Here is an 18,221-nt window from a genome sequence, read left to right as displayed (position 1 = left end):
ATCCCAATAAATAACAATAAGTTAAAGGCGTACATCCCAGGGATAATCTTTAGTGCACAGGCCAAAAATACGAATGTAGATGTCACAAAAAAAACCGATAAGCAATGGAATAAGCACCGTAACATTTGCTTACTTTGAAGTGATATATGCGCATTTAACAGTGGTGTTAATAAAATACGTTTAGCATAAATTAAATGGTATACACAGATACCAGCACTCAATACCGTCGCCGCCATTAATATCACTACCATAATGTTCTCATTTTATTGTGATTAACCATCAAACTTAACTTTAAATAAAGGCGATAAAATTAACGCATAAATAAAAACTTAAGCATAAACATAACAATAAGACCTTGAAACCCAGATTTGTATTTCAATTTATAAAAAATAAGCAATTCGGTCATTATTGAATTAACCCTATCTAAATTAAGACTAACAGCACACAGCTAAGAGTTACCTTTAACAATCCCCTTTAATATGCAAAAAGGAGCCTGTTAGCTCCTTTAATTTACCATATTGATAAATATCCTAAAATCGGGATAAGGTAATAAGATTAATCAGTTACCACAGCCACGATCCCGAGTTCAGGTTAAATACACTGGCTACATCGTTGCCATAGTCCAATAATCTAAGCGCTTTTGTGGCTCGGCTAATAGGGTTTTGCATTGTTCTTTATATTGTCCCATTAACGCCCCTAAGCTACTTGAACCGCCTAGACTTTTGATTTGACGCGCTTTAGCATCAGCAACTGCTTGAGTGACTTCAGCCTCTGAATTATATTTTTTAGCGAGGTTTTCAGCTTCAACTTTAGAACTTTTTAAACGTTCACCCACAGCCTGCATTTGTGGGGCATTCATTGCGCCTATCGCTTCGGAGCTAATTTGGTAGTAAGCGGCGCATTCAATCAATTCTTTGCTAAATGCTTTTTCTGCTTCACCGGCCCAAGCGGCTGTACTGGCACCTAATACTAAACCGCCTAATACTAACGTTTTTACTTGAGTTAACATGTTACTTTTCCTTTTGAATCGTTATAAATAAACCTAATCAAGTCCTTGGTGGATCTCAAACTCGTAGGTATAAAAATGTTGATTACGCACAAAGCCTAGACCTTCATACAAGCCCTGCGCACGCTGGTTTTTCTGTTGTGTTTCTAACATCAAATAACTCATATTATGTGCTTTGGCATAACAAACAGCTTGTTGTACTAATGCCCGCCCAATGCCGACACAGCGAGCGTGTTGTGTCACATAAACATCATTAAGAATTAATATCGGCGCCAAACGTAGCGATGAGAAACTGGGATACATTTGAATAAAACCTAATCCTAGCCCTTGATTATCTTTGGCGATAAATATCACCGACGACTCATCTACCAATCTTGAACAAATAAACTGCTCTGCGGCCGCCAAATCATCTCTGCGCTCGTAAAACTGTCGGTACTCATTGAATAACACAGCAACATCATGGGCATGAGTCACATCTGCTCGAGTTATAATGCTTGCCATGGATCTTTCCTTTTTATCGTTAGAGTATTGGCGGTCGTTGTCGCAATCGAAATTGCAGACTGTTTTTCACCGCTGGCCACTCAGCATCAATAATGGAATACACCACAGTATCGCGGATTGTGCCGTCTTTAAGAATTTTGTGATTACGCAATACCCCGTCTTGCTTAGCACCGAGTCTGGCAATAGCTTGTCTGGAGGCTTGGTTATGCCAGTGAGTGCGAAACTCAACGGCAATCGCGTCTAAGGTTTCAAAGGCAAAGGTCAGCAATAGCAATTTAGATTCCGTATTAATACCAGTACGCTGGGCACCTTTGGCATACCAAGTGTAACCAATTTCAAGACGACGATTGTCAGGTTCCCAATGGCAAATTCGCGTGCATCCGACAATTTCACCAGACACTCTATCGCGCACCGCAAACGGAAAACTCTGACCCAGTGCTTTTTCCTCGATGGCTTTAGTTACATAGAGCTTCATCTGTGCAGGCTCTGGCACGCTGGTAAACCATAAACGCCAAAGTTGACCATCTGTAACGGCTAAACTCAATCCCGCCACATGGGACAAAGATAAGGGCTCCAGCACGATATGCTCACCCGTTAAACAACCTAAGTTATCGTCACAGCCCACAGTCTCGCCTCCATTAGATGATAAAAAGTGTGTTATAGCGCACGTTTTTATCTAGCCTAACATTAAACGAGAATAAAAAAACACTCTATTTTCAGCATGATTGGATAAATTTATTCGATTGTCAGTGACATGGATAACCTAAACCTAGCCACAGCATTTAGGTATTCGATTTCTACAGATTAAAAGCCATGCACACTATTACTGACCCGAAACCAACCGGCAATGCTATTACGCTGAGCTAAGGTTTGGGTCACTTCATGGGGGAAACGCTCGCTAAGAAATATCACAAAATGGCCCATTTTAGGCGCGATGCGTTCAATCTCAATGTCAGCTTCATCATAGATAATCAACTCACCGCAATCCGCCATTTTCCAGTCAGGATTTAAGAAAAAAACAGTGGTTAAGATACGATTTTGACTGCCTTTTAGCGCATCGACATGTTTCTTATAAAATGCGCCAGGCTGATACACCGCATAATGACTTTCATAATCGAATAAGCCCATAAACAAGCGACGATTTAGGCCATTTTTGAGTTGCATCATTACATCCAAATACTGGTTATCGGGTTCATTTGACTCCTCTAACCATTGGATCCTATCACGACGAATATCAGGGTTTAATTGTTGCTCTATGCCACGACCAATAGAGGCAGCTTTAAGTTCATGTGCTTGCGTAGATTGGATTTTTTCCAATAACATTTGGCTAATATGGGTGGGTACTAAGTCAGATAAAAAGATATAACCTTTATCGACTAAGGCATCAGCGATCACGTCCAGCATTGCTTCACTTAATTGCGAAACCATTATGCTACATCCAAAAATTGAGGCTACGCTTTTGCTGTACTCAAGGGCTCAAGGAAGGATTAAGTGAGCCTGATTTTCGAGGGGCGTCGAAAGAGATATGATTGCCATATCCCAATAGATAAATTCTGCAAGATTTTAGAGTAAAGGACGCTCGAATACAATAAAATAAAAATACATTAAAACAATAGCTTACCACTAACTAAACAGTTCAGCTGGGGCGTCGTCAGGGCTAAGCTGTAAACACTGTTCAAAGTGTAATCCCAGTTTATTCAACAAGGCTTTTGAAGCACTATTTTGGCTGTTAACAATCGCGACAATACGCTTTATACCTAAGCGTTTTCCTAAATCTAAAGACGCTTTCGCGGCTTCAAATGTATAACCTTGGCCCCAGTATTGCGGTAATAAAGCATAACCGATATCAACATCATTCAGTTGTGGACGTTTAATTAAGCCACACACCCCGATGCAAAAGCCATTATTCGCCAGTACTACAGCATATAAACCAAAACCACATTCGGCATAACTTTTCATCGGTCCATCGGTGATATAGCTTCTGGCTTGTGCAAGTGTGCGTACGCCTTTATCGCCGATGTTCTCAATAAAACCTTGGCTATTAAGTAGGACTAATATAAAAGATGCATCCGCAGCAGTCAGCTGTCGAAGGATCAATCGAGGTGTACGCGCAACTTGCATAGGATTTCTCCATTTTTTTGCTATAGAAATAACATTTATAAATAACGAGCGTATTGACTGCCATCCTTTTGCGATTTTGTAGGCGCTATCACCGCAGGCGAGCCAAGATATAAAAATCCAACGATTTGATCTTGTGGTGTAAGGCCCAATGCCTGATTTACATTAGCATCAAAGGCAAAATCCCCCGTGCGCCACACCGCGCCTAACCCTAAGGCAAATGCCGCTTGTTGCATGGCCATCGTCGCACAACCCGCTGCTATTTGTTGTTCGAGTAAGGGCACTTTGGTATGTGCTTGCGTTTTTGCCACAACAGTAATCACCATAGGCGCACGCATTGGCATACCTTTCGCTTTATTGACAAAATCGTCATCAGCGCCATTCTCTTTTGCCGCCGCAACAAAAATGTCAGCTAATCGCTCTAACCCTTTATCTGTCGCAATAATAAATTCCCATGGTGTTAAAGCACCATGATCGGGCACCCGAATAGCCGCATCCAAAATGATTTTTAATTGTTTTGCATCTGGGGCGGGAGTCGTTAATCTGGGGGTCGATTGACGGGTAAGCAAGAGTTCAATAGCGTCCACGTTATTATCCTAATTCGATATAAATTGCGCCCAAGCATAGCAAATTACAGACAAAGAGGCATAAAAATCCTACTAATTCAGTGGGACTGATGTCATGCGTAATGATAAAAAGCACACCCGATTATTGGATATCCTCAGCTTACCCAAGCTCATCAGCCAAGTAAGTATCCTATTGTGGTAATAACCTTTTGCTTTACTCGTTAGGTTTCTTTTTCAATCGCCTCTTGATTTAGCTCGGTGAGGTCTTGAATAATCTTGTCTAATTTTTTATAGAAATGTGTAGATTGCTTTTCCGATAAGCTCGCGTTTATCGCAAGTAATAAAGTGCCAAAGGCTTCAGTATTTTTACGTAACAACACTTTATGTTGCTCTGACTTAAGTTCATCAGGTTGTGTCATCAACAAAGTTAACCGTTCGGTTAATAGCGCTTTATCGGCACGCTGCCACAGTGCGACCTCAAATTGACGCAACCATTCGTGGCGATACTCAAGCCACATATCCAAAGTGGATAAACGCTGCTGATTATACTGATGGATAAGCTCTTTTTGTGTTTCGCTTACACTACCAAGCCAATCATTAAACTGTTCTTGTAGGTTGTTATCAGCATCTTTTTGCAGCTGTTCGGCGGTCTTGCCAGCAAATTTTTTGACAAGCGCCCTCTCATCCTCCCGTAATTTTGCGAGGATTTGCCTCACCTGATCATCATTTAAAGACATAACGATAGGTAGCAGTTCCGGCAAGGCAAATTCAAATAATCGAAACCAATGTCGCTTAGCGATATCAACCTGTTCAACCCACAACTCAGGCGTTAATGTATTGTTTTTAAGTAAATTTTCGACTTGAGTTAATTGCGCCGTATATTGGGATAATTCCGTGGATTGATGCCACTGGACCAGTTTTTCGATGAGGGTATCAAATACCTTTTGTTGGGATTTATCTAACGTTACATAGTCCTCTTGCTCCCAACCGATAGCCCAGTCGAGAAAACGATAACTAAATTTTGTCGAACAGGCACTTAAACCTAAAACAAACACCAATAGCATCACGCCTTTTTTCATTAGAATCTTCCATCCTAGAATTGTTTTTTATTGAAATAAGACATTTAAACCGATGTCACCTTGCTTAGGTTATAGCATTATTTGATTAAAATCGGCTATTGAGGATAAATAATACCGCTAGATTCAGGTAGCCAATGCGTTAGCTATTGGGCGTTATCAGCGGCCAAAAACGATCAAACCAAGCAAGATAATCAATACTGTGAGTAGATTGCGGTTGCGCCGCCATCAACAACGCCCAGTAACAAGCAAATACCCAATACATGTCAATGGCGGCAGGCACGGCTTGCACGGCATCCGCCGTCACATAAGGGTGCTGCTTTAGATATCCGTCAACCAATAATGTCTGTTGTGCTGGCGTTAATCTATGGGTAGCCAACACCACCGCTAACTCACACAATGGGTGCGACGCACTGGCATACTCAAAATCAATACAATACAAATGATTGTTTTTAAAAAGGAGATTATGCGGGTTTAAATCTCGATGGCAAAATTGTGGTTTGATTAAACAGGCAGCTAAACGATTAGACCAGTGTTTGATATCCATTTGAATACCCAGTAATTTAACCACTCGTTCATTCCACTCACAAGTATGGGTAGGTTTATCAGTCACCTCATCATGCTGACGTAGTATCGCGCGATTCTTTAATGCAGCAGATGCCTGATAGGCGAGCATTTGTTGGTGATATTCCTGCCACTGCTCAGTGACACTAATATGATAAGGCCCTGTGGGCAATGAGCGTAATTGCAGCAACAATTCCAGCAATAAATCATGGACTTGATTAGGATGATTGTTATTTTTTGTAGGAGTAAGTAAAGCCTGTGAGTCTGCATTGCTATGATGTAAGTCACTATGATTTAAGCCGCTATCATGTGAGCTGTGAGAGGACACGCTGGGGAATAAAGAGTCTAGCTTAGATTGCCTCACCCCAGCCTGACCCAGCACAAACTGCCCCTGCACAAAATCAGCGGCACGGGTTTGGCACTCTAACGCTGGCCAATAGATAACATTGTCACTTTCAATAAACTCACTGAGGTAATAACGATTATCTTCACTCACCCACAGCAATGGTGGCGCAAGTTTAATGTCTGCTATTTGTTGCCAATAAAAACACTCCTGCTCACGATTGCAAAAGCGGTTTGCTGCACCGGCATTGACCCGTAGTACATAACTCGCCGTAGGTGTAACAATTTTATAGTTGTGATTACTCAAACCGCCTGAAAGCTCGCGGATACTTAACACTTGCATAAGCCCCGCGCGCTTGAGTATCGGGTAAAGTGCGTTAAATGGGAAGTTTGATGAACGCTGTATCACTGTATTGATTTCATTCATTAATTGAGTAATTTTAAAGCATTCTTTTTATAAGAACTTTTATCACAGGCATGAGTATTACAGGCGTTGTCATCATAGGCATTGCGAGCGTCGGCTAACGCGCTGCGCCACAGGAAATAACCAACAACGGCAAGGGCCACATAAAATACGAATAACAATGAGGTGAGCATCAATCCTTTACTGAGACAAAGATAAATAGACACTAAATCAATCACGACCCAGTACAGCCAATTTTCCAGTACTTTTTTTGCCACTAAATAGGTAGTCATCACCGCAAAACAGGTGGTCGCGGCATCTAAATAGGGAAACGCCGCTTGGGTATAAGTTGCCATGCCATGACCAACCAATAGCGATATCACGCCCGTTGCTGCAATCAGCTTTAAATGGGTTTTGAGTGGCCAAGTGGTGACTTTTACCCCTTGTTCTTTATCACCACCTTGAGTCCAGAGCCAATAGCCGTAAAGTGCCATCGCCATGTAATAGATATTTAATACTGATTCCATTAACAAGGACACTTTCCAAAACAACACAGTATAAATGGCGGTACTGGCAAACGCTGCCGCCCAGCACCAAACATTCGCTTTCATTGCCAACAGTAAATATGCCATCGCCAACAGCACCGCTAAGGCTTCCCATGCGGTCATCACATGGGCCTCACCAAACGCTGAATTAATGCTCTCGACTAAGGTTAGCCATAAATCTGTCATTGTATTGTGCTCACTTTCTGTTTAACGCAAAGACTGTAAAGCCTATTCGCTGTGGGCTAAATCCAACTCACCGCCGATAAATTTACACACAAATACCGCCTTGCCCCACTTTTCATTGGCGGCTTGCATCTCGGTTGCGAGCATCGTCATCACATCTAAATATTCGCCACACACTTGGGTTGCCATCGCATTAGTTACACGTTCAATATTGGGGTAGCTATCCACGCGGCCAATAAACCATTTAATTGGGTCGATATAGTTTTCATTTAATGGATACATGCTAATTTCTGCGGTGAGTTTCATTTTGACTCCTTAAAACGTCAGTAGATTAAGAAGACTGTAACCTAAACGGTGATACAGCCTTAGCGATTAAATAATTAATCTAGTCGTTATACTTGTGATTACATGAACTTAACGTTAACCGTTACACCAAGCTGGCGCGGATCGCCGTAACGAATATATTGTTTTTCTGCCCAGCCGTTGTCGGGCTCGTTACCGAAATAAAAGCCACGCACACCGTACTCTTCATCAAATAGATTGCGGCCCCACAAATAAGCAGACCATGCACTCGCCTCATATCCGACTCGAGCATTAACAATCGTATATGGCTCAGAACGGGAATCGTTACTGTCAGAATAGTAAAAATCGCTCTTACCACTCAGATTGAGGTTAGTAAACCAGCCTGAATTAGCCCGATAAGTGCCGCCCAGACTGTAAGTAAAATGTGGAGAATGGGCTAAATCACGGCCGGTTAAATCCACATCGGTGCCGTATTTATCCTGATATTGATAATTACCATAGGCTGTTTCTAACCAACCTAAGCTTGAGTAAAGTTGTAAATTATCAGTGGCATACCAAGTTGCGTCGAGTTCTGCACCATAGTTGTTCGAACTACCGGCATTTTCAGTAAATAAAATAAAACGCTGAGGCTTATTCGGATCTTGCAGTGATGCAGCCACCTGTTGATCTTGCCTGTCCATATAAAATAATGCCAGATTCGTATCAACAAGCCCTGCTAACCAGTGGGATTTAAGACCGATTTCATAGTTGTACAATGTCTCAGTATCAAACTCTTTTTTATCATTCAACTCGACCGGTAAAGTCATGTTAAAACCACCCGCTTTATAACCCCGCGCCACACGCAGATAAGTATTATGCGAGTCGTTAAGCATTTTACTCAAGGCAATATGTCCGCCCCACATAGTTTCGCTTGGGTCGAAATTATCCTTGTTTGTATCGGAATAATGGCTGTTGCGCTGCTCTAAACGTAAGCCCACAGACAAGGCATATTGGGATCCTAAATCCGTATCGAGCTGACCAAATAGTGCATAGTTAGTTGCTTCATATTCAGAGTCTAAAACTTCATCGGCGAAAGTATTGTACTCAGAATACAATTGGTTATCTTCTTGTAGATTCATCGCATATACGCCGAGTAACCAGTCGGTACTCTCAGCAAAAATACGACTTCGCTCGGTAGAACTTAAGCGAAACTCTTGCGATAGCGTTTTACGCTGACCCGTTTTATCCCAAAAATAATCGTACTGGCATGGCGAGAACTGAATACCATCATCAGTACATTGTTTTGCCGACCAATAAGCTGAATTAGACCAATCGCCATCATAAGCATAATGATGATCGGTATTAGCAAAGGAGGTTAACGAGGTCAGCTCAAATAACTCAGCACCCGAATACGTGGCCTTAAAGCCCGCGCCAGTGGTGCGTTGGTTATCGACACCGGGCTCATCCGAGGTGGTCTGTTTAGGGGAATTGGTTAGGCTCCACACATCGTAGCCATTATCAAAATCAGCATGCAGCACAGTTAAATCTAATTGCAGATCGTCAGTGGCGTACCAACGCAGCTTAACGCGGCCACTAAATTCATCACGACCATTGGTGTCATCGCGGCCCAAAAACAGGTTATCTCGGTAACCATTTTGCTCATGTTGCTGCAATGAAACTCGGTACAGTAATTTGCCTGAGTCAGTTACAGGCCCTGAACTAAAACCACTAAAAGTACGTAAATCATCATCACCAAGGGACACTTCAGCGCCATGCTCAAACACATCCGTTGGGTCATTACTCTTTAAATAAATCAACCCTGCTAACGCATTAGCACCATAACGTGTGCCCTGAGGCCCACGCAGCACTTCAACCTGTTGTAAATCATACATGCTCGACACCATGCCGATACCGGATAAATCGATATCGTCAATGATGTAACCAACAGAAGAATTGGGCGCGCCTTGGTATTGCTCTTGTTCACCTACACCGCGTATTTGGAAGTATTTCGGCCGCGAACTGCCACCTGACCAGTTAACGTTAGCAATAGAGTTAAGTAAGTCTTCAAAATGTTGTGCGCTTTCATCTTGAATTTTTTGCGCATCGATAACTGTAATACTAGAAGGCATTTTCTCTAAACTTGCGCCGCGAAAATCTGCCGTTACCACCATGATTTCCATATCCTTATCGGGATCTGGTTTATCAAGCGCATCGATTTGTGCAACAACAGGTGTGCTCAACGCAACAGCAATAGCTAAAGCCAATGGTGCTCGCGTTAAAGATAGCGTGGGTGACGCGGTAAAAAATGATGGTTTACTGTTAAACATAGGACCTCAAATATCTAGTTTGAGATCCGGCAACGAATAAGCGATTCAGAAGTGTGCTGTTGATTGGCCCATTCCTACGCCGGTATGAGCCGGATCAGGTTCTAAGGGTTTGTCGAAAGACATCTCAGTTTGTAGTCACTTATATTAATATTAATTATTAACATTAATTGACGACAAACACCCCTTGGCAAACTTGAGTATACTGAGTAATGCTAGAGGATGACAGACATATCTATGTTAAAAAAATCAACCATGTGGCTCAAGTTCACACATCAAATGCGATCTTTTATCAAAAAGACCGCTCACACTAAAGATCATATACAGTGAATTGAGCCGCCTTAAAGCATAATGCTGTAAACTCGCGCTACCGCGACAACAGAGAGATTGTTTATGCAGCTAAAACCACTGGATAAAGGACGTTTTAATCAACGATGGGAGCAAGATTACCCTCTAATTGAACGGGTAATAATGGAATGCGTCACCGAAACTAAAGCATTGAAAAAAGGTGCACACCTGATGACACAAGGGCAAGCTTTTTCATCGCTCGTATTTGTAAAACAAGGTCGCGTCTCCCTAGGCCATACCGCCAGAAATGGACGTTGCTTTCAATTAGGCACAATGAATTGTGACTCACAATTATTTGGCGAAATGGAGTTTTTTACCCAGTATCGTTGTCAGCTTGACATCATAGCGAATGAGCCTTTAGAAATCGCTGTCATTAGTGGTGACAAACTGCAGCTTTCGCTCACACAACATCCACAACTGGCGCTGTTTTTTGCCAGTGCAATGGCTATCGATTACCAAGATACTGTCGATATTTTTACTCGACGTATGCTGTATCCAATTAGCTATAACATCGCCTTTGATCTTTATCATCAGCACTTAAATGACTTACCCGTAGATGGGTTTACGAAACGTTATTTGGAGGCAGAGCGTTTTGCTACCACGGATAGAGTTTACCGACGGGCAATAAAAAATCTCGAGGAACTGGGGTTAATTGAGCGGGAAAAAGACAGTATTCGTATTTTTAATCTTAATGCATTAAAAGCCTTTGTTGAACAAGGAGAATAAGGTGATTGTAAACTGTTATCAATTTAACAATCACCTCAGTTAGCCTTTTAGATAAGCCGTTTACTCACTTAAACGAGGTTTCATCCGGCTAGACACAATCAATAAACTTAAAATAACAGCATACAATAATGGAATAACATACATGACTGTCTGCAATCCAATTATCTGTTCAAACAAAGAGCTTATTGCCGGACTAAACATCGCCCCCGCACTACCGCTGATTAAGATATAAGACACATTCTTACCGCTGGCTTTTTTAACAAACGACACACCATAAGCAATAAATGCGTTATATAAGGCCGCACAGACAAAACCATAGCCGTAGGTTAAATAACCGACCCATTCAATATTATCGGTGGTAACAATCGCCGCGGTAATCACCATAGCCAAAGTAATAATCGCTAATAAGAAGTGATTGATTTTAACGCGAGTCACTATAAGCGTTGAAATTAAGGCACCAATTAATGCCGCAGACCAATACTGGGTAATGATATTACCCGCATCCTCAAAGGGAATATTAAACTTCTGTTTTACGAATAAAGGCGCCCAGGTTAAAAATGTATACAGTGCCAACATGCCTAAAAATAAGCCCACTCCACCGCTAATAATTCCCAGGTTCCATTCAGATTTTTGTTTATCTTCTGCCTGAGTACCCTGCTCGCATAGTGCGAAATTAGTAAATAACGTAAGCATAACTGTGCCTAGTGCAACTAAACCTACCGCTAAATAACTGTAACTCCATGATAGTGAGTGAGTCAGTGCATAAGTGGTCATTAAAGGAAAGATAACACCAGCGATATTAAACGTAGCATCTTGCACCACTAACATCGTACTTTGCAGTTTTTCTTGCCAGACAGACACAACAATCGTGCCGGCAATACATAATCCTATTCCCCCACAAAAGCCGATTAGCGTCATTGCGAGCATCACCCATTGGAGTGAAGTGGTAAAATGCAGTACCGCTGCACTGAGCCCAACTAAGGTATAGCTGATGAGGGTAATTCTTTTAATACCTATTTTTTCAATGAAGAAAAAAGCTGCAATTGTTCCTGCTAAAGCCCCGCCATTGAGCAGTGAAAATATAGAAGCGACTTCGTTCACATTGGCGGAAAACTTCTCCGCAATGGGTTCAATCAACATGCCAAACTGAGTTGCAAAGCCTGCCATAATAAAGTTGGCAAGAAAACTAATGGCCGTTAATGTTATTTTATTATTCATTTTGTCACTCCATGAGTGAAATTAGGGTACAACAATTAAGCGTCAGAAAGCACCTAACTATTTAGTTAAGCGCCGTTGCTAATGCGAGTTCAATCATATTGTTAAAGGATAATTGACGTTCTTCAGCGGTCGTTTCCTCACCGGTCAAACAGTGGTCGGATACCGTTAAAATAGCTAGAGATTCGATGCCATATTGATGTGATAAGCCGTAAAGCCCTGCCACTTCCATATCAACACCTAGCACTCCAAAACGCTCTAAAGCAGGGATCATATCTTCATCGGGATCGTAATAAAGATCACCACTAAAAATATTACCGACCTTAACACTAATGCCCTTTTCATTCGCTTTAGTATACGCTTTGTGTAACAAAGAGAACGTCGCCGAAGTGGCCATTTGATAACCGCTACTACGCTTAGTATTCGTTGGAGAGTCGGTGCCTGCGGCCTGCGCTAAAATAACATCTCGCATATGAACATGTTTTTGCGTCGCACCTAAGCTGCCAATGCGAATAATACGTTTAACGCCAAAATAATTAATTAACTCATGTCCATAAAGCACCATCGATGAAATGCCCATACCATGGCCCATCACCGAAATACGTTGTCCCTGATAAAACCCCGTATAACCTAGCATATTACGCACATTGGTCACTTCAACAGCGTCATCAAGATAAGTTTCTGCAATATATTTCGCCCGCAGAGGGTCGCCGGGCATAATTATTGTTTCTGCAAAATCATTGGGTTGAGCATTAATATGGGCTGTCATGTTTATATCCTCATGTTGAATACTCTGATAGTAGTATCCAATTAAAGAATGTTTTTAGGACTAATGTCCGGATTTAATACTCACATGCGTATTTAATGCCACGTTGATGATTAATTTTTACCCAATAAAAATGGCTTGCCTCTACTAAGAGCCAAGCCAAGAAAATATTATATTGGAAATGGGGCATTAATCGCAGGCTAAAACAACCGCCCTTCGTGATGCGGCATTGAAGTAATATAGCTAACACTCAAATAATTAATTTGAAAAGGTTTCGCGCACATACACATCAAATCGAACAGCTTGACTGTTTGGTGCCACTGCTGTGACTTGCAATTGTTGTTTACCGTGCAACTTAACTGATTTCCAACTGGTTGCTTCATCTTCAATGGTAAAACCACTGGCGTCGTACCAAGTAAACTTATACTGCACGCGCATATCGGTAGATGATTTACTCACTACCAGCGCCGATGCTTGTATTACATCGGCAATACGGCGAGCATCGACGTTTTCAACGGCAATATTACGAGCAAAGCTACTGTTATCTACGCGTGTTTCGCCCTGCGAACTCACCGAAATACCCGCAGTATGTGAGGCGCAGGCGCTTAAGGTCAGTGCGGCGGCCAATATTAATCCACTATAAATTTGCTTCATTTTTATCTCCTTGTCACGCCACAAAATACGCAGCCAATGCGCATCATTCTACAGTAAACCTATCGCTAATCGTACTCAACTAAAGCCATGCTTTAGCATTACGTTAAGGCTTAAGCACTCACAGCTCATTGCTCAGACTTACCTTGTTAAGGCGCAATAATCATCAGCAATTGATTGAAGGTTAATCTATCAAAAAGTGCGCTCGCGCGGTAGCAATTAACTGTTTACGGTTTGTCTGCCAGCAACTAATGTTTACGTTGGCAACACGTCGCCCCTGACGGGTTATCCGACATTCTACAAAGCTATCTTTAAGTAAACCGGCACGCAAATAATCAATCGAAAAATCGACGACTTTAGGTACCTTTGCCGTTTGCATAAAGACCATTAATTGAACAATCGCTGACATTTCCATAAACCCAGCAATCACGCCACCATGGATAGCGGGTAACACCGGATTGCCAATATTGTCATCTTTAGCCGGCAGTTTAAAAATCAGTTCATCACCAAAACGCTCGACCTTCATGCCAATAAATTTGGCATAGGGCACATGCTCAAGTAAATGCCCAAAGTCATTAAGCTCAGTGGCGCGCTTCACAATGCCTTGCACATCAATCGGTGCTGTAATCGGCGTACTTTGCGATTGAGCCCCAGCGCCCAGTGGTAAACTTGCACTCACAGCGCCAATCGTTGTATCAGCTTCACCCATCAGTGCTTGCCTAAAGGCATCGCCCACCATTTCTGGGCTTATGCGCATAAAAGACCCTACCGCATGGGCAATAGGCTGATCAATACTGTCTTGATAAGCGATAGCGCGGGTAAAGGCAATATTAGATGACAACCGATAGCACTCAGCAAAGCCATATACGGGTTTATGAGGCTGGGCAGGCTTCATATAATCCACCCGTAAATCTAACGTGGGTGAAATTTCTAATGATTGATATTTTTGATAAATGGCACTGACCACCGCACTACCACAAGCGGTATCCATCAAAGTGGTAATCACCCCACCGTGAATAACCCCAGTATCAGGATAACCAATTAATTCAGTGCTGTAGGGCAGCTCAATTAGCACATGGTGCTCACTTGCCTCAAGCACACTTAAACCAAGCCTGCGACACTGCGCGAGTTGATCCACAAATCGCTGCGCCATTTGTGTTAATGGAAAAAAGTCGCTATTTAATTTCATTAACCTTGGCTCAGCATAGGGCCTAAAGGTTCACCACCAACAAGGTGGATATGAATATGGTATACCTCTTGTCCACCATGTTGATTGCAGTTCATGATTAACCGGTAGCCATTTTCAGCGATCCCCGCCTCTGCCGCCAATTTAGCCGCCACTGTCATCATACGACCCAGCGCTAACTCATCTGAGGCTTTCATGTCGTTCGCCGTTGGGATTAAATGATTAGGTACAATCAAAATATGGGTCGGCGCCTTAGGCGAAATATCCCTAAACGCGGTGACTAATTCATCTTGATATAAAATATCTGCGGGAATTTCACGACGAATTATTTTGCTGAAAATCGTTTCTTCGGCCATGGGGCGTCCTCCTAGGGTTAATTACCTGTATCATATACTGAAGTCATCGCGAAATGCGAGTTTAGCACTCACGATAATGCCGACATTTGGCGTATGCGACTCCCCTTTTGTATGCACATAATAAAAAATGCAGTATACAAAACATATACAGATTGAGGGGCTAGCCGGAGTCATTAAACACTTTGTATTGATAGATATTTACGCTTTTATTTGCCTGTTACGGGCATTTTTGGCAGCATGGCCACTATTAAAACACTTAGGTTTTGCAGGATAACTATGATCCACTATCAGATAATTCCACTCGATCCGAAAGCCCACTTATTTGCCGTGACGATGACACTGCGCCAACCAAAATCAGTACAGATTTTTAGCCTTCCCGCGTGGCTACCCGGCAGTTATATGGTGCGTGATTTTGCAAAAAACATTATCGAACTCAAAGCTCAAGATAAACAGGGACAACCCCTTAAGCTCACACAGTTAGATAAGCAAACTTGGTCGGTTGACAATAGTAGCCTTGAAATAACGCTAAGTTATCAAGTGTATGCATGGGATCTATCTGTGCGTACCGCGCATTTAGATATGACCCACGGTTTCTTTAATGGCAGTAGCGTATTTTTAGCCGCCCACGGTGTTGAAGATAGTCCGCACACTGTCACTATATTGCCGCCAACGGAGTCAATATTAAGTGATTGGCGCCTGGCCACTAGCATGACCAGACTCAACGGCGATGATTTTGCTTTTGGCCAATTTTCGGCCGAGAGTTATGACGAACTTATTGATCATCCTGTTGAAATGGGCTTATTTACTCTTGCCAGTTTTGACGCCTGTGGTGTGCAACACGATATAGTGCTAAATGGTCGCCACCGCGCCTGCATGCCAAGACTTTGCCAAGACTTAAAAGCCATTTGCGAGTATCAAATTAACCTGTTTGGTACCCCTGCGCCTTTTAAGCGTTATCTATTTATGACCACAGTACTAGACAACGGTTTTGGTGGCCTAGAACATAGGGCATCGACGGCATTAATGTGTTCACGTAAAGACTTACCGCTCTCCTTAGATGCGCCTATAAATAATGATTATCGCACCTATTTGTCTTTATGTAGTCACGAGTACTTTCACAGCTGGAATGTGAAACGCATTAAGCCAGAATGCTTTTTGCCCTATAAGCTCGATGCAGAAACTTATACACCGCAGCTGTGGGCCTATGAGGGGATCACGTCCTATTACGATGACTTTCTAACCTACCGTGCTGGACGTGTAAGTCAGCAAGCATATCTGGATATGCTCAGCGAAACCTTTACTCGCGTGTATCGCAGTCAAGGTCGCTTTAAACAAACCGTTAAAGACGCCAGTTTTAATGCCTGGACCAAGTTTTATAAACAAGATGAAAATGCCCAAAACGCCATTATTAGCTATTACACTAAGGGTGCGCTGTTCGCACTGTATTTAGATTTAATCCTGCGCAGTGAAACCCAAGGCCAATACAGCCTCGATGATGTAATGCGAATATTGTGGCAAGAATACGCACTACAAAATAAGGGCACGACAGATCAATGCCACCAAGCGATTGTTGAGCGACTGCTTAATCGTGATTGCCACGCTATCTTTGCTTATTTAGATAATACTGATGATATTCCTCTTGCGCCGCTACTAGCTGAATTTGGCGTCGACTTTACCCTTCGCGCAAATCAGGGCTCGCAAGATGTGGGTGGTACACAACATAACGGTTATGAGATTGCTTTTGGCGCAAAAACTCAAGCTGCGCCAATGGGATTAAAAATCATCAGCGTAACCCAAGGTAGCCCAGCTCACTTTGCAGGTTTGAGCGCTGGAGATAACTTAATCGCCGCGGATAACTTACAAGTCAACGCGCAATTTGAGGCGCAGCTACAGCACTATTCTCTTGGAGAAGCTGTAAATTTACATTGGTTTAGACGAGATGAGTTAATGACGGGTGAATTAGTGATTACCGCCGCACCAAAAGATACCGTCGCTCTGTTGGTACGTGATAACAGCAAAATAGTGGCTTGGCTTGGACGTTAATATTGCTCTTGGTTAATCCTATTGCAAAAATAAGAAAGGGTCATTGACCCTTTTCTTTACCTTACATAGAGCACACTAAAGCCCCACAGTGTCAGAGTATATTGATTTAAACCAGCACATCATGTAAATGAGTCTGTGCCCAAGCAATGGCTTGGCCACGGCTCGACACGCCAATCTTACGAAAGACGCGATATAAATGCGTTTTTATTGTACTCTCACTCACAAACAATTGATTCGCAATATCTAAGTTAGTACTACCCGTCAATAGAGCTTGCAACACCTCACGTTCACGTATTGTCAGTGGCTCAGTATCTTCAAATAGACCAAAATCGTCATTCACCCCATTAACCAGCTGAATGGGAAAGACTCTATGACCTCGTAAAATATTCGACAGTCCGAGGCTGATCTCAGCTAATCCCGCTTCGAGGTAGAATACCCCCGCGGTTGTCGTGGCTCGCATTAAAAAACGAGCATCCACCTGTTTTGGAAAGTGTAAATAGACCACCCGCACACTGGGATGTTCGCGAGCAAGTAAACGCTGAAATTGATAGGCTTTTTGAAGTTCGACAGTGGCTAAATCAATCACGACCATAGAGGCGTGGTTATCCTTAACGTGCTCACATATTGCATCTGGGTTGACTTGAGTCAACTTAACAAGAAATTCCTGCGGCCAGTGTCCTGCTAATAGTTCGATTAATACTTGCGATCGTGACACTACAATCCAATGTAATATTTTGAACATCCTGCTCACTCCCTGTCTGACTAACGATTATTCATTCCGAGAACAGAAGCCCTCAATGTCATTTCACATCTGCCCAATAGACCTCCAAGTCTACATAAATAGAATAGTATCATTAGATAAAACAGATTAAAAAGACCTACAGAATAAATATTGTACTGGTCAACCCAAACTGGACACTTTTACTTGAGAATTTTCAAACTCTACCGGTGACAGATTGTCATTAGCAGAATGAAGTCGCTCCAAGTTGTAATATTTCATGTAAGCCGTCACATCTTGCT

20 protein-coding genes and 1 riboswitch are annotated in these 18,221 nt (G+C 42.4%); of the genes, 2 read left to right on the top strand and 18 right to left on the bottom strand.

The genetic code is table 11. The features are described 5' to 3' along the window. Positions 1-604 precede the first annotated feature (604 nt). The 11 genes from ACRN9H_RS02725 to ACRN9H_RS02675 form a co-directional block, all read right to left on the bottom strand. Positions 605-1,009 carry a hypothetical protein gene (locus tag ACRN9H_RS02725; protein WP_220774854.1) on the bottom strand — a complete coding sequence of 135 codons (405 nt, stop codon included), beginning with the start codon at positions 1,007-1,009 and terminating at the stop codon, positions 605-607. Between the two features lie 33 nt (positions 1,010-1,042). Next, positions 1,043-1,507 carry a GNAT family N-acetyltransferase gene (locus ACRN9H_RS02720; protein WP_432312363.1) on the bottom strand — a complete coding sequence of 155 codons (465 nt, stop codon included), beginning with the start codon at positions 1,505-1,507 and terminating at the stop codon, positions 1,043-1,045. Positions 1,508-1,526: 19 nt separating this feature from the next. Continuing rightward, a complete protein-coding gene (locus ACRN9H_RS02715) occupies positions 1,527-2,132 on the bottom strand; it encodes a GNAT family N-acetyltransferase (protein WP_432312362.1) in 606 nt (201 codons plus the stop codon). A gap of 179 nt (positions 2,133-2,311) precedes the next feature. Continuing rightward, a complete protein-coding gene (locus ACRN9H_RS02710; protein WP_220774851.1) occupies positions 2,312-2,935 on the bottom strand; it encodes a 2OG-Fe(II) oxygenase in 624 nt (207 codons plus the stop codon). 195 nt (positions 2,936-3,130) lie between these two features. Next, complete coding sequence (locus ACRN9H_RS02705) at positions 3,131-3,628, bottom strand: GNAT family N-acetyltransferase (RefSeq protein ID WP_432312361.1); 498 nt, start codon at positions 3,626-3,628, stop codon at positions 3,131-3,133. Positions 3,629-3,663: 35 nt separating this feature from the next. Then, positions 3,664-4,212: an NAD(P)H nitroreductase gene (locus ACRN9H_RS02700; protein WP_432312360.1), complete on the bottom strand. Its 549-nt coding sequence runs from the start codon at positions 4,210-4,212 to the stop codon at positions 3,664-3,666. Between the two features lie 200 nt (positions 4,213-4,412). After that, the gene (locus tag ACRN9H_RS02695) at positions 4,413-5,270 is read right to left on the bottom strand and encodes a DUF6279 family lipoprotein (protein WP_432312359.1); all 858 of its coding nucleotides are present in this window, start codon (positions 5,268-5,270) and stop codon (positions 4,413-4,415) included. A 139-nt stretch (positions 5,271-5,409) separates the two neighbouring features. Next, entirely contained in the window at positions 5,410-6,600 is a 1,191-nt protein-coding gene (locus ACRN9H_RS02690; RefSeq protein WP_432312358.1) for a phosphotransferase, read from the bottom strand. Next, positions 6,600-7,307: a nicotinamide riboside transporter PnuC gene (gene pnuC, locus ACRN9H_RS02685; protein WP_432312357.1), complete on the bottom strand. Its 708-nt coding sequence runs from the start codon at positions 7,305-7,307 to the stop codon at positions 6,600-6,602. The genes ACRN9H_RS02690 and pnuC overlap by 1 nt, the downstream gene beginning before the upstream one ends. A 42-nt stretch (positions 7,308-7,349) precedes the next feature. Next, entirely contained in the window at positions 7,350-7,610 is a 261-nt protein-coding gene (locus ACRN9H_RS02680) for a hypothetical protein (protein WP_432312356.1), read from the bottom strand. A gap of 98 nt (positions 7,611-7,708) precedes the next feature. Beyond that, entirely contained in the window at positions 7,709-9,913 is a 2,205-nt protein-coding gene (locus ACRN9H_RS02675; protein ID WP_432312355.1) for a TonB-dependent receptor, read from the bottom strand. A 54-nt stretch (positions 9,914-9,967) separates the two neighbouring features. Beyond that, a riboswitch (TPP riboswitch) is annotated at positions 9,968-10,108 on the bottom strand. 195 nt (positions 10,109-10,303) lie between these two features. On the opposite strand from ACRN9H_RS02675, the gene ACRN9H_RS02670 reads away from it, so the two are divergent. Next, positions 10,304-10,984: a Crp/Fnr family transcriptional regulator gene (locus tag ACRN9H_RS02670; RefSeq protein WP_432312354.1), complete on the top strand. Its 681-nt coding sequence runs from the start codon at positions 10,304-10,306 to the stop codon at positions 10,982-10,984. Positions 10,985-11,044: 60 nt separating this feature from the next. On the opposite strand, the gene tsgA is transcribed toward ACRN9H_RS02670, so the two are convergent. The 5 genes from tsgA to hinT form a co-directional block, all read right to left on the bottom strand. Further along, positions 11,045-12,202, bottom strand: coding sequence for an MFS transporter TsgA (tsgA, locus tag ACRN9H_RS02665; protein WP_432312353.1), 1,158 nt, complete (start codon positions 12,200-12,202; stop codon positions 11,045-11,047). A 61-nt stretch (positions 12,203-12,263) separates the two neighbouring features. Further along, positions 12,264-12,968, bottom strand: a complete 705-nt coding sequence (deoD, locus tag ACRN9H_RS02660) for a purine-nucleoside phosphorylase (protein WP_432306094.1) — start codon at positions 12,966-12,968, stop codon at positions 12,264-12,266. 255 nt (positions 12,969-13,223) lie between these two features. Next, complete coding sequence (locus ACRN9H_RS02655) at positions 13,224-13,619, bottom strand: YcfL family protein (protein ID WP_263187521.1); 396 nt, start codon at positions 13,617-13,619, stop codon at positions 13,224-13,226. Between the two features lie 181 nt (positions 13,620-13,800). Continuing rightward, the gene (locus tag ACRN9H_RS02650; protein WP_220773995.1) at positions 13,801-14,805 is read right to left on the bottom strand and encodes a PaaI family thioesterase; all 1,005 of its coding nucleotides are present in this window, start codon (positions 14,803-14,805) and stop codon (positions 13,801-13,803) included. Continuing rightward, entirely contained in the window at positions 14,805-15,158 is a 354-nt protein-coding gene (gene hinT / locus ACRN9H_RS02645) for a purine nucleoside phosphoramidase (protein WP_076501849.1), read from the bottom strand. The genes ACRN9H_RS02650 and hinT overlap by 1 nt, the downstream gene beginning before the upstream one ends. 276 nt (positions 15,159-15,434) lie before the next feature. Between hinT and ACRN9H_RS02640 the strand changes: the two genes are divergently transcribed. Next, positions 15,435-17,201 carry a M61 family metallopeptidase gene (locus ACRN9H_RS02640; protein ID WP_432312352.1) on the top strand — a complete coding sequence of 589 codons (1,767 nt, stop codon included), beginning with the start codon at positions 15,435-15,437 and terminating at the stop codon, positions 17,199-17,201. 106 nt (positions 17,202-17,307) lie between these two features. Here ACRN9H_RS02640 and ACRN9H_RS02635 read toward each other — a convergent pair whose 3' ends face one another. Both ACRN9H_RS02635 and ACRN9H_RS02630 read right to left on the bottom strand, forming a co-directional pair. Next, entirely contained in the window at positions 17,308-17,943 is a 636-nt protein-coding gene (locus ACRN9H_RS02635) for a LuxR C-terminal-related transcriptional regulator (RefSeq protein ID WP_432312351.1), read from the bottom strand. Positions 17,944-18,102: 159 nt separating this feature from the next. After that, positions 18,103-18,221 (bottom strand): IS3 family transposase (locus ACRN9H_RS02630; protein ID WP_220733647.1); only part of this gene is annotated, 119 nt, incomplete at its 5' end.

This window comes from Shewanella sp. MF08487 (assembly GCF_050848685.1).
Classification (GTDB): domain Bacteria; phylum Pseudomonadota; class Gammaproteobacteria; order Enterobacterales; family Shewanellaceae; genus Shewanella; species Shewanella glacialipiscicola.
This window is presented reverse-complemented; position numbering and strand designations above follow the sequence as displayed.